At 63.3% G+C, this 12,568-nt stretch carries 9 protein-coding genes; 7 read left to right on the top strand and 2 right to left on the bottom strand.

Features of this window, described 5'->3' with window-relative positions:
• Nucleotides 1-105: 105 nt before the first annotated feature.
• The 6 genes from RTP54_RS16075 (at nucleotide 106) to RTP54_RS16050 (ending at nucleotide 8,781) form a co-directional block, all read left to right on the top strand.
• A complete protein-coding gene (locus tag RTP54_RS16075) occupies nucleotides 106-2,733 on the top strand; it encodes an SH3 domain-containing protein (RefSeq protein ID WP_312364082.1) in 2,628 nt (875 codons plus the stop codon).
• A gap of 118 nt (nucleotides 2,734-2,851) precedes the next feature.
• Nucleotides 2,852-5,011: a mechanosensitive ion channel family protein gene (locus RTP54_RS16070; RefSeq protein WP_312364442.1), complete on the top strand. Its 2,160-nt coding sequence runs from the start codon at nucleotides 2,852-2,854 to the stop codon at nucleotides 5,009-5,011.
• A 25-nt stretch (nucleotides 5,012-5,036) separates the two neighbouring features.
• Complete coding sequence (locus tag RTP54_RS16065) at nucleotides 5,037-6,491, top strand: lytic transglycosylase F (protein WP_312364080.1); 1,455 nt, start codon at nucleotides 5,037-5,039, stop codon at nucleotides 6,489-6,491.
• A gap of 139 nt (nucleotides 6,492-6,630) precedes the next feature.
• Nucleotides 6,631-6,870: a hypothetical protein gene (locus tag RTP54_RS16060; protein WP_162719447.1), complete on the top strand. Its 240-nt coding sequence runs from the start codon at nucleotides 6,631-6,633 to the stop codon at nucleotides 6,868-6,870.
• A gap of 46 nt (nucleotides 6,871-6,916) precedes the next feature.
• A complete protein-coding gene (locus RTP54_RS16055; protein WP_312364078.1) occupies nucleotides 6,917-8,014 on the top strand; it encodes a glycosyltransferase family 4 protein in 1,098 nt (365 codons plus the stop codon).
• Nucleotides 8,011-8,781, top strand: a complete 771-nt coding sequence (locus RTP54_RS16050) for a polysaccharide deacetylase family protein (RefSeq protein WP_312364076.1) — start codon at nucleotides 8,011-8,013, stop codon at nucleotides 8,779-8,781. The genes RTP54_RS16055 and RTP54_RS16050 overlap by 4 nt, the downstream gene beginning before the upstream one ends.
• Here the strand turns inward: RTP54_RS16050 and RTP54_RS16045 are convergent.
• Nucleotides 8,768-9,598 carry an MBL fold metallo-hydrolase gene (locus RTP54_RS16045; protein WP_312364075.1) on the bottom strand — a complete coding sequence of 277 codons (831 nt, stop codon included), beginning with the start codon at nucleotides 9,596-9,598 and terminating at the stop codon, nucleotides 8,768-8,770. The two genes, RTP54_RS16050 and RTP54_RS16045, sit on opposite strands and share 14 nt — an antisense overlap.
• Before the next feature lie 338 nt (nucleotides 9,599-9,936).
• Between RTP54_RS16045 and RTP54_RS16040 the strand changes: the two genes are divergently transcribed.
• The gene (locus RTP54_RS16040) at nucleotides 9,937-11,097 is read left to right on the top strand and encodes a DUF3095 domain-containing protein (protein WP_112833219.1); all 1,161 of its coding nucleotides are present in this window, start codon (nucleotides 9,937-9,939) and stop codon (nucleotides 11,095-11,097) included.
• Here RTP54_RS16040 and RTP54_RS16035 read toward each other — a convergent pair.
• Nucleotides 11,087-12,424 (bottom strand): nucleotide sugar dehydrogenase, encoded by a 1,338-nt coding sequence (locus RTP54_RS16035; RefSeq protein ID WP_312364073.1) that lies wholly within the window; start codon nucleotides 12,422-12,424, stop codon nucleotides 11,087-11,089. The genes RTP54_RS16040 and RTP54_RS16035 overlap by 11 nt on opposite strands.
• Nucleotides 12,425-12,568: the final 144 nt, after the last annotated feature.

Here is a 12,568-nt window from a genome sequence, read left to right as displayed (position 1 = left end):
TACTGTTACGTACTTGCGCGGGATCGCGCCCGGGCGATGCTCGTTGGGCACGGTGGGCCATGCCCGCCTGGTTCAAGTCGATTTCGGCAACGTCGGAGATGCGAAATGCGCGCAACAGCCTTGACCCTGACCCTGTTTGCAATCGGCGCCGCTCCGGCATGGGCTGTTCCGGCAACGACGACGGCCAACGTCAATTTCCGCGCCGGCCCGGGAACCGGTTTTGACAGCTTCGGCACGATCGGCGAAGGCGGCCAGGTCGACGTCAAGGAATGCGACGACGCCGGCGCGTGGTGCGCCGTCAGCTACGAGGGGAAAGACGGGTTCGTCAGCGGCAAGTACCTCAACGACGCCGATCCGAAAGGTCTTGGCTGGCCGCGCGCCTACAAGACCGAGAAAGGCGCAACGATCACCCTGTACCAGCCGCAGGTAAACGCCTGGAAGGATTTCTCCGACCTCGATGCCCTGATTGCAACCGAATACAAGCAGTCCGACGACGCCACGCCCATCTTCGGCGTCATCGGGGTGACCGGCAAGACCGTCACCGACAGTGGCTCCGACGAGGTTGTCGTTTCCGACATCAAGGTCGAGGAGATCAATTTCTCCGTTCTCGACCGCCAGGAACTGGCGGACCTAGCGCTTGAGGTCGGCAAATTGTTGCCCGTCGGCACGATCACGCTGTCGGAGGACAAGCTGACTGCAAGCCTTGCCGACTACGAGCGGCTCGGCAATGTCGAGGGCCTGAAGTCCGATCCGCCGCCGATCTATCTCAGCAAGGAGCCAGCGGTGCTCGTGCAGACCGACGGCAAGGCGGTATTCGCACCGGTTAAAGGTATCGAAGGCCTTTCCTTTGCGGTCAACACCAACTGGGACCTGTTCAAGGTCGACGCCGACAGCACCTATTACCTTCGCAACGAAAAGGCTTGGTTGCAGTCGAAGGATCTGGCGAGCGGCTGGACACCCACGACGTCGCTTCCCGATCTCTTCGGCAAATTGCCTGACGATGACAATTGGAAGGATGCGAAGGCGGCGATCCCGCCCACAGCAGGTGAGGGCGCGCCGGCAAAGGTCATCTATTCCGACACGCCTTCCGAACTGCTCGCGTTTGATGGCGAACCGAAGCTCGAGCCGGTGCCGGGCACCGGTTTGATGGTCGCGACGAACACCGAGAGCGACGTCTTTCACCTGGCTGCGGATGGCAACTGGTATGTCCTCGTCTCCGGCCGGTGGTTTTCAGCCAAGTCGCTCGAGGGCCCGTGGACCTTCGCCACCCCGAACCTGCCCCAGGATTTCCAGAATATTCCCGAGGATGCCGCCTACTACACGGTGCGCTCGTCGGTGCCGGGCACCTCGGAAAATGCGGAAGCCCGCCTGAAAGCGAGCATTCCCCAGAAGGCGCGGGTCGCGCTCGACGGGTCTGTCAAGGTCGATGTCGCCTATAGCGGCGATCCGAAATTCGAAGCGATCGACGGAACGTCGCTCACCTATGCCGTCAACACCAACGAGACGGTGATCAAGGTCGGCGACAAGTATTTCGTCGTGAAGGACGGCGTCTGGTTCGTCGGTGACACGCCGACGGGACCGTTCACTGTCGCAAAGGCCGTGCCGGACGAGATCTACACGATCCCGCCCTCATCGCCGGTCTACAATGCCACCTATGTGCGGATCTATGAAACCGAGCCGGACGCAGTCTGGGTCGGATACACCATGGGCTATCTGGGCGCCTATCTCGCCTGGGATACCTTCGTTTATGGCACCGGTTGGTACTACGACGACTATTGGGATTACGGCTGGGCCGGCGGTGGCTACTGGCCCTACTATCCGCGACCGATCACCTATGGCGTCGGCGCGTTCTACAACCCGGCGGTCGGCACATTCGGGCGCTACGGCTACGCCTATGGCCCCTATCGCGGCATTGTGGCGGGTGCTGCCTACAACCCGCGCACCGGCACCTATATCCGCGGCGCGGCAGGCTACGGTCCTTCTGGCGAACGCGGCTTCGTCGCCGCCTACAATCCTCGAACCGGCAATGCGGCGATCGCACGGGGCGGCAGCAACGTCTACGGCAACTGGGGCTCGGCCTCGGTCAAGCACGGATCGGACTTTGCGCGCATCAGCGGCGGTTCGACGACGGGAGGCGGTGCAGTTGCCCGCTGGCGCACGTCCGACGGCAATCATGGTTTCGTCGCCGGCGGCAAGGGCGGCGACGTCTATGCCGGACGCGACGGCAATGTCTATCGCCGCGACGACGGCCAATGGCAAAAGCATACGCCTGATGGCTGGCAGCCGGTGCAGAAACCGTCGATCCAGGATGCGAAGAAAGCAGGGAAACAATTTGCGACCCAGCACCCGGATGCGGCGCAGAACCTGAACAAGCGCATCGAGAACCGCCCGGCCGGCGGCCGGGCCTCGACCCGCAATCGTGCGCCCGATCATCTGGCGATCGACCGGGCCGGCCGCCAGATCGGCAATCAGCGTTCGTTCGAGCACCGGTCGTACAACCAGCGGCCGCTCAACCTCCCAAGCGGCGGCGGCTTCAACGGCGGTGGTTTCGACCGGCAAGGCGGTTTCGGCGGTGGTGGATATGGCGGCGGCGGCTTCCATGGGGGTGGTGGTTTCCATGGTGGCGGCGGCGGCTTTTCGGGCGGCGGAGGCTTTTCGGGCGGTGGCGGTTTCCACGGGGGCGGTGGCGGCGGCTTTCACGGCGGCGGTGGCGGCGGTTTTCGCCGTCGCTGATGGTCGCAAGCGCGTGAAACACGCGGGTTGGCACAAACGCTGGAGAGTGTGTTAGCGTTTGTGCGGATGAGGGCAGGAATCGATCGGCGCCATGCCGATCGCTGGGGGCAGGATCAGCATGGTCGGTGGCAGTTATTTGAGTGCTTCTTTCGGGTCCGTGGCTCGGTTACTCGCTTCGTTGACAATTTTACTTGGCGTTCTGTTCGCCACCCAAGCCTTGGCCCAGGGCGCGCCGGCGCAGGGGGCAGCCCCTGTAGCCGAGCCGGCCAAGGTGCAGCAACTGATCGAACTGCTGGACGATCCGGAAGTTCGCCAGTGGCTCTCGACCAAGCAACCCGCCACAACGGCTGCGGCCAATCCCGCGGCGACCGCGCCGACGGAAGCCGCTCCGGAGGCAGGCTTTGCTGCCCGCTGGACGGCAGAAGTGCGCCGGCATCTCGCCAAGATCACGAATGCGGTTCCGCGCGTCGGTACCGAGTTCGACGCGGCGCGCGCCCGCCTTTCCGGCGATATGGAAAGCCACGGCTCCGCTCCGATCCTCAAGGGGTTCCTCTTCATTCTGCTGGTCGGCTACGGTGCTGAATACCTTCTGCGCTACCTCCTGAGGCGGAGCTTGCATTCCGTTGCCCTGACAGGGCCGGCGCGGGCGATGATGGTCAAGGTTCTGCCGCTCCTGGTGTTCGCGATTGCCACGACGACGGTGCTTGCCGTTGCCGACTGGCCATCCCGCCTCGAAGAGACGATCGCCCCGCTGCTTGTCGCCTGGATCGGCGCGCGGCTGCTGATCACCATCGCATCCGCCGTGCTGTCCGCCGGACCGGCCGATGCCGAGGATGCGACCGGACGAGCCGGCTATCTACACCTGCCGGCGGAGGACGCTCGCTTCTGGTACCGGTCGTCCGTGGCGATCATCTGCGTCGCGGCTGCCGTCTGGGGTATTGGCGACGCGATGCGGGCGCTTGCGGTTTCCAGCGACGTTCGCGATCTCATCGTCGCCATTCTCGGTTTCGTGGTGCTGGTGCTTGCGGTGGTGACCGTCCTGCGCCGACCCGTCGTCACCGCATCGGGATCGCGCCGCGTGGTCGGCAACATATTGATCGTCGCTTTCCTGGTCCTGCTGTGGGTCCTGTGGGTGGTCGACATGCGGGTGCTGTTCTGGATCGGCCTTTACGTGATCGGGCTGCCGCCGCTGCTGCGCTTTACCAGCGCCTTTGCGACGACCATGGTCGATACGTCTGCGGATGACGACATGCGCGTGATGCGCAACGTGCTGATCGAACGCGGCGCCAGACTGGTCATCATCGGCCTTGCGGCCGCCTGGCTCATCTTCATCTTCCGCCTGCATGCCTCGATGATGGTCCAGGATGATGTCGTCAACCGGATCTTCCGCGGCGTCTTGACCGGCATCGTCATTCTGCTGGCGGCCGATCTTGTGTGGCAGCTCACCAAGAGCCTGATCAGCCTGCGCGTCAAGCATGCCCGCCTTGCAACGGGCGACCCGGCGCAGCTGGCCCGCAACACACGGCTTTTGACGTTGATGCCGATCCTGCGCAATTTCCTGGCCGCCTTCATCCTGGTCGTGGCGGTGTTGATGGTGCTCTCGGGGCTTGGCGTCGAAATCGGGCCGTTGATCGCCGGTGCCGGCGTGTTTGGTGTCGCCATCGGCTTTGGTTCGCAGACCCTGGTCAAGGACGTCATCAGCGGGATCTTCTATATGACCGACGACGCCTTCCGCATTGGCGAGTACATTCAAAGCGGCAGCTACAAGGGCACGGTCGAATCCTTCAGCATCCGGTCCGTGAAGCTCAGGCACCACCGCGGGCCGGTCTTCACCGTGCCGTTCGGTTCGCTGGGTGCGGTTCAAAACATGAGCCGCGACTGGGTCATCGACAAGTTCCTCATCAACGTCTCCTACGATGCCGACATCGCCAAGGTGAAGAAGGTGGTCAAGGGTATCGGCGCGGCACTTCTCGAAGATCCCGAGCTGGGACCGATGATTATCGAGACGGTGAAGATGAAGGGCGTGGAGACCTTCGGCGACTATGGCATCGCCTTGAGTTTCGCGATGACGACGAAGCCGGGGCACCAGACGCAGGTCCGGCGCCGGGCACAGGCGATGATCAAGGAGGCGTTCGACAAGAACGGCATTTCCTTCGCTTCGCCGACGGTGCAGGTGGCCGGCGACGAGCAGAACGCGGCCGCGGCTGCGGCGACGCGCGACGCGATCGCCAAGAAGAATGCGGCAGCAGCACTCGGCGAGGGCGCACCGCAGGCATAGGTTTTCTCGGGCTGGGGAGGCCAACATGAGACGGCTGGCATGGTTCTTTCTGCTCTTCGCAATTGCGGGGATCGGACCTTCCTGGGCGCAATCCACCGAAAGCGCTTTCCAGGTCATCACAAAACCGCATCTGGGCGACCTCGACGGCATGGAGAAGCGCCGTCTCGTGCGCATCCTGGTTCCTTTCAGCAAGACCATCTACTTTCTCGATCGCGGACGTCAGTTCGGCACGGCGGTTGAATTCGGAACGGCGCTCGAAAAGGAACTCAACGGGGGGCGCAAGAAGGAGATCGAAAGGATCCGCGTCGCCTTCGTGCCGGTTCCGCGGCCACGGCTTCTCGAAGCTCTTGAGGAGGGCCGCGGCGACATCGTGATGGGCAACCTCACGATCACCGAGGCCAGGCTTTCCAAGGTGGATTTCACCGCGCCGCTTTATGACGAGGCCCAGGAAGTGCTGGTGACGGGGCCGTCGGCGCCGGCGATCGCGGGCCTGGACGACCTCAGCGGACAGGAGGTCCGCGTGCGCAGATCCAGCAGCTATTTCGAACACCTCACGGCCTTGAGTGACGGTTTCGTCAAGGCCGGCCGTGCGCCGATATCTATCAAGGACATGGACGAGAACCTCGAGGACGAAGACGTGCTCGAGATGGTGAATGCAGGACTTTTGCCGTGGACAGTCGTCGACAGGTACAAGGCGGACATCTGGGCGACCGTGTTCACGGATCTCAAGGTGCGTGACGATATCCTGATCTCTGATCACGGGCAGATCGCCTGGGCGATCCGCAAGGACAGTCCGAAACTGAAGACGGCGCTCGACGCTTTCGTCAAGACGCACCGCATCGGCACGACCTTCGGCAATATGCTGAAGAACGCCTACTACAAGAGCGACAAGATGCTGAAGCGCGCCTATGCGCCGGCCGATGTCGAACGCTTCCAGGCGCTCGTCGACATCTTCCGCAAGCATGGCACGACCTACGATTTCGACTATCTCATGCTGATGGCGCAGGGGTATCAGGAGTCGCAACTCGATCAGTCCCGTCGCAGCCCGCGCGGCGCCGTCGGCGTCATGCAGCTCCTGCCATCAACGGCCGCCGACAAGTCGGTCGGCATCAAGGGAATAGACAAGGACCAGGACCGCAACGTCGAGGCCGGTTCGAAATACCTGCGGCATCTGGTCGATACTTACATCAACGACCCGAAGATTACGCCGCAGGACCAGCTGCTCTTTGCCTTTGCGGCCTACAATGCCGGCCCGGGCAACCTGCGCAAGTTCCGGGCGAAGGCGAAGGACATGGGGCTCGATCCCGATCTGTGGTTTGGCAATGTCGAAAACGCTGCCGCCGAGATTGTCGGGCGCGAGACTGTCCAGTATGTCAGTAACATCTACAAGTACTACGTCGCCTACGAGCTGCTGGCGGAACATGCCAAGGAGGCGGCAAAGGCGAAGGCACCGTCTGCCACCGACACCAGCGCACAGTAGTGCCCGGCCCGCCGGAGCCGATAGTTCGCCCATGGTTTGGCGTTTCGGCGCGAAACGCCGGGGAAGAGAAGCAGGCAACAGGGAGGCATTGATGTCGATGAAATCCAAACCCGCGCCTCGCCGTCGTGGCGCACTGGTGATGGTCGCTGCACTGGGCCTTGTGCTTTCAGGCTGTACGACGCCGGATCTGGAGCCGATACCGGGCAGCATCACCTATGGCGGACAACCGCGCACTAAGCTGACCAAGGCGCCGGTCGGCAGCATCGTGCCGCACCAGTTCGTCAGCGGAAACAGCTTCGTCAAGGAGGCCTACATCATCCAGCCGGATCGATCGCTGAAGCTCGTGCGCCGGGATTATTTCGACATACCGATCAACTGATCGGGGCGTTGACACCCGGCCGTGAAGACATGATAGCTCCGTCTGCATGAAAATTGCCTTCTACGCGCCGCTGAAATCCCCCGACCATCCCGTTCCCTCCGGCGACCGGCTGATGGCGCGCATGCTGGTGGAAGCGCTGCGCGCGGCAGGACACGAGGTGTCGGTGGCAAGCGCGCTGCGCAGCTTCATGGCGGACGACGACGAGGCGCAGTTCGAGGCGATCCGACAGGCGGCGGTCGACGAAACCCGGCGTCTTCGTGCGCTGTGGCTGTCGCAGACGCCGCCGGACGCGTGGTTCTGCTACCACCCGTATTACAAGGCGCCGGATCTGATCGGACCGCAGCTTGCTGCCGAGTTTGCCATTCCCTATCTCACGGCCGAGGCGTCGTACTCGCTCCGGCGCAATCAAGGGACGCGCACCCAGTCGCAACGCCACGTCCTGAGTGCAATCGAGCAGGCGGCGGTCAATATCTGCCTCACCGAACGCGATCGCCGCGGACTGGTGGAGGCCGCCCCCGCCTGCCGCCATGCAATGCTTGCGCCCTTCATAGATACCAGTCGATACGCCTCGACGGGGGGCGGTGACGTCGAAGCCTGCCGCTTCGTCACCGTGGCGATGATGCGCAGCGGCGACAAGATGGCGAGCTACCGCATGCTTGCCCGATCGCTGTCATTGGTGCTCAACCGGCCATGGACGCTGACCGTCGTCGGCGACGGGCCGTGCCGGCAGGATGTCCATGACGCATTTTCCGCCTTGCCAGCAGAAAGGCTCGTCTGGCTCGGCGAACGGGATCCGCGCGATATTCCCGCCGTGCTGGCTGAAAGCACACTCTACCTCTGGCCGGGATGCGGTGAAGCCTATGGCCTGGCCTATCTCGAGGCGCAGGCGGCAGGGCTGCCTGTCATTGCGCAACGGACGGCAGGCGTGCCGGAAGTGGTGCGCGATGGCGAGACCGGCCTGTTGACGCCAGAGGGCGACATCGCTGCCTATGCGGACGCGATCCGCCGCATGATCGATGAGCCGGCGACGCGAAGACAATTCGGCGAAAACGCCCGCCGCTTCGCCCATGACGAGCGGTCGTTCCCGGCCGCGGCACGACGACTGGATGCCATTTTCGATCAGTTTCTGGGGGACGCCAAGTGACCGCCGATGCTTATTGGCAATTGCTCGTCGAGGCGCTCGACGGGGTCCATTTCCGTGGACGGAGGATCGATTTCTGGCTGCGGGACGACGATGCTATCGAACCGACCGCGGCGCTCGACCGGCTGCTGTCGCTCGTTAATGCACACGCCGTGCCGGTGACACTCGCCGTACCACCCGAACCGGCGACGCAAGCGCTGGCGCGACGACTTGCCGGTCTTGGCGATATCGGCGTGACGGTTCATGGCTGGGCGCACCGCAACCACGCACCACCGACCGAAAAGAAGCAGGAGCTCGGCGGGCATCGGCCGCAAGAGGTGGTGCTCGCGGAGCTGCAAGGCGGCGTAGAGCGCCTGCGGACGCTCTTTCCTGAACACTTCGTGCCCATGCTCGTGCCACCGTGGAACCGGATCGATCCCGCGCTGCTCGCACGGCTGCCCGAGGCGGGGTTTTCGGTCCTCTCGGTTTTCGGCCCGGAAAAACGCTCACCGATCCCGTTGGTCAACACCCATGTGGACGTGATGGACTGGCACGGCACGCGCGGCTGCCGCGAACACCGGCTGATCGTTGCCGACATCCTCGCACGCATGCGACAGGTCGGCGGCGACATTGCGGGCTGTGAGGATCAGGCGGGAGGTACGGTCGGGATCTTGACCCATCACCTCGTTCACGACGAGGCGGTCTGGGACTTCCTGGAGACGCTTTTCACGGTCACTGCGGGACACCCGGCTTGCCGGTGGCGCAAGACAAGCGACCTCACAGGTCGATGATCTGTCCGTCGTGGGCGGCAAAAGCGCCTGCAAACAGGGACTGCACGTCGATTTCCATGGCGTCCAGCTGAGCATCGGTTCGAGCCGGGTCGTGATGGAACATCGCCAGGCGCTTGACGCCCGCCGCCATCGCAAGGCGCGCACCATGAACGCCGGTCGAATGACCGAACCCGCGGAAATGCGTCATCTCGCTCTCGAGATAGGTGCAGTCGTAGATCATCAGATCGGCGCCGGCGACCAGCTGAAGAACCGCCGGGTCGAGGATGCCGGGTTCGTGCTCGGTGTCGTAGACGAGGGCGACCGCGCGACCGTTCCATTCGACGCGATAGCCGACGCAACCGCCGGGATGGGTCAGGCTCGTCGTGCGGATCGTCACGCCTTCGCGCGGTGTCAGGACGTCGCCGGGCTTGAAGTCGACGCCTTCGAGGCTCGCCTGACAGATATCCGGATCGACCGGGAACCAGGGCGGCCGCATGAAGTCGCGGATCATTTCCTTGGTCGTCATCACGCCGTGAAGGTGCCCGGACCAGAAGCGAACCGACGACTGACACTTGTAGATCGGCTTGAAATAGGGAAGCCCGACGATGTGGTCGTAATGGCTGTGGGTGAAGAAGAGGTCGAAGTTATCGACGCCTTCGGCGATCAGCGAGGCGCCGGCCTCGCGCAGCCCGGATCCCGCATCGAAGAGTAGCACTTCCTTGCCGCACCGAATTTCGATGCAGGATGTATTTCCGCCATAGCGCAGGAATTGCTTGCCGGATACCGGCAAGCTGCCTCTCACGCCCCAGAATCGCACTCGAAAGTTGTCTTCTTGCATTCCTGTTTCGGCTTCACTCTGCCTGCGCAAGCTTTGTTGCCCACGCTTGACCAATAGACAAGCACATATGACCACCCCCCTGCAATGCCATGGGTTATTGTTTAGACATTAACCTTATCAATGCCCACAAATGACGATGGCGCACCGACGGTTGCAGCAAGCGGCGAAAGCCCTCTCGGACCGGGTTTGAGGGCCAGTTTTGCGGGAAAAATGCCTTTCCAGCCGGAGTGTGCACGAAACCGGCCCGTCGCACATTGACGATGCGCGTGAAACTTTTTCTTGCGGTCTTTCGTGGAACATCTATCGACATAGCCGACAGTCAGCAGGTCGGAGCACCCATGGCGCAGGCAGGCGAAACAGGTTTCTACGACAGCGTGCCGCTCTTCGATGCCTTCGAAGGCGTCGCGGACGAGGCGAACTATCACGCCTTGCCCGATGGATGGGTGCTGGCGCTGGCCGATATCGTCAACTCAACCGGAGCGATCGCCGAGGGGCGATACAAGACGGTGAACATGGCCGGCGCCAGTGTCATCTCCGCGTTGATGAATGCCCTCGACGAGAAAGCCATGCCCTTCGTGTTCGGCGGTGACGGCGCCCTCGCGGTTCTGCCGGCCGCCATGGCCGGGCGGGCGCGGGAAGCGCTTGCTGCCGTCAAGACCTGGGTGCTCGAGGAACTGGGCCTCGAATTGCGCGCAGCACTGGTTCCCGTTGCCGATATCAGGGCAGACGGTCTCGACATGCGTGTCGCCCGGTTCAAGGCGAGCGAAGAGGTTTCCTACGCGATGTTTGCCGGCGGCGGGGCCAGCTGGGCGGAAGCGGCCATGAAGGCAGGGCGTTACCAGGTGGACGCTGCTCCGCCCGGTTCCAGGCCGGACCTCACGGGGCTTTCCTGCCGGTGGAATCCCATAAAATCGCGTCATGGCTCGATCGCCTCGATCATCGCCCTGCCCGGCGAAAAAGGCAGTGGACCGGAATTCCAGGCGCTGATCGCCGATGTCGTCGCACTCGCCGATCAGGAAGAGCGGCACGCCCACCCGGTTCCCGAACTTGGGCCGGAGGCGCGGCTTTCGATCGATGGTATCGGCGCTGAAGCGCGCGCACGCTCTCCCCGCAGGGGCCGGCTGCTGGCGCGATTGTGGATCACCCTGCAGACGTTGTTGCTGTTCGTCTGCTTTCGCATGGGCTGGAACATCGGCACATTCGACATCGACCGCTACCGCCGCGATCTCGCCAACAATACCGACTTCCGGAAATTCGACGACGGTCTCAAGATGACGCTCGATATCAGCGCCGCCCGTCTTGCGCTGATCGAGGCGCGGTTGCGCCGTGCCGAGGAGGAGGGTGTCGGCCGCTACGGCCTTCACCAGCAGGACTCCGCGCTGATGACCTGCATCGTGCCGACGCCGATGAGCCGCGATCACATGCACTTCGTCGATGGGGCCTCCGGCGGCTACGCTGTGGCCGCCAGCAAGCTGAAGGCGGCCCTGGTCAAGCCTTGACGATGTGCTCGCCGCTCAGCCCGTTGCGGTGAAAGACATTGCGGGTGTCGACGATCAGCGGCGCTGCGGCCGCAAGGGCGGCGTAGTCGACCTGGTCGTGGTCGGTTGCAACCAGCACGGCGTCGAACTGCCGAATCGACGACGCATCGAGCGTCACGGAGCGCCTGCCCTTCAGCGCGCTGTATTCGCGCGTCGACGGGATCTCGGCGACAAAGGGGTCGTGATAGTCGCAGCGACCGCCGCGCTCCTCGATCAGCTCGATCAGTCTGAGCGACGGGCTTTCGCGAATGTCGGGCACGTTCTTTTTGTAGGCTAGGCCGATGACGAGCACCCTGGACCGGCTGAGTGCCTTGCCCTGGTGGCGATCGAGCGCCTCGGCGAGGCGGCTGACCACATGTCGCGGCATCGCCGAATTGATCTCTCCGGCCAATTCGATGAAGCGCGTCGGCAGCTCGTATTCGCGCGACTTCCAGGTCAGGTAGAAGGGGTCGATCGGGATGCAGTGCCCGCCGAGCCCCGGTCCGGGGTAAAACGGCATGTAGCCGAAGGGCTTGGTCTTTGCCGCTTCGATCACTTCCCAGACGTCGATGCCCATGGCCTCGAAAACGATCTTCAACTCGTTGACGAGCGCGATGTTGACGGAGCGGAAGATGTTCTCGGTCAACTTCACCGCTTCGGCGGTGGCGTTGGACGACACCGGCACGACCGTCTTGACCACGGCGGAATAGAACCGTTCCATCAGGCTTGCGGCGAGCGGGCCGTCGCCTGCCACCACTTTCGGGATGCTTGTCGTCTCGTAGACCGGGTTGCCCGGATCCTCGCGCTCGGGCGAAAAGCCGACGAAGAAATCGCTCGCCGACCTGAGGCCGGTCTCTTCGAGGATCGTGCGCACGACGCCGTCGGTGGTTCCCGGATAGGTCGTCGATTCGAGCACGACCAGCTGGCCGGGCTTCAACGTCGAAGCGATCGCGCGCGCCGTTCTTTCGACGAAGGAGAGGTCGGGATCCCGATGTTTCGTCAAGGGCGTCGGCACGCAGATGATGATGACGTCGCAACGGCCAAGTTGGCCGAAATCCGTCGTGCTGGAAAACCGACCGGCTTGCGCCTGCTCGGCCAGAACGGCGTTCGGCACGGCTGCGATATAGGACGTGTGGGCGTCGAGCGCGACGATCTTTCCCGGATCGATGTCGAAACCGGTCACCGAAAACCCGGCGCGTGCCGCGGCAATCGCGAGAGGCAGGCCGACATAACCAAGTCCGATGACGCCGACATGGGCCGTGCGGGTCGAGATCGACGCCAGCAGCATTTCGTAATGGGGAGAGGTCAAGTTTCGGTTCCAGCTGTTGGGATTGGCAGGCGCCTGCCTGACGGCATGTCGTGGTTTGTTGGATAGAAACAAGGTGCAAGTCAAGCGCGGAGCCTATGGCTGGCTGCATGCACCGCCAGTTCTGCGGCCATCAAATCTTCGTGT

It is taken from the genome of Ensifer sp. (assembly GCF_031989085.1).
Taxonomy (GTDB): Bacteria; Pseudomonadota; Alphaproteobacteria; order Rhizobiales; family Rhizobiaceae; genus Ensifer.
The sequence above is the reverse complement of the archived record's forward strand: the minus strand, read 5'-3'. Positions and strand labels throughout refer to the sequence as shown.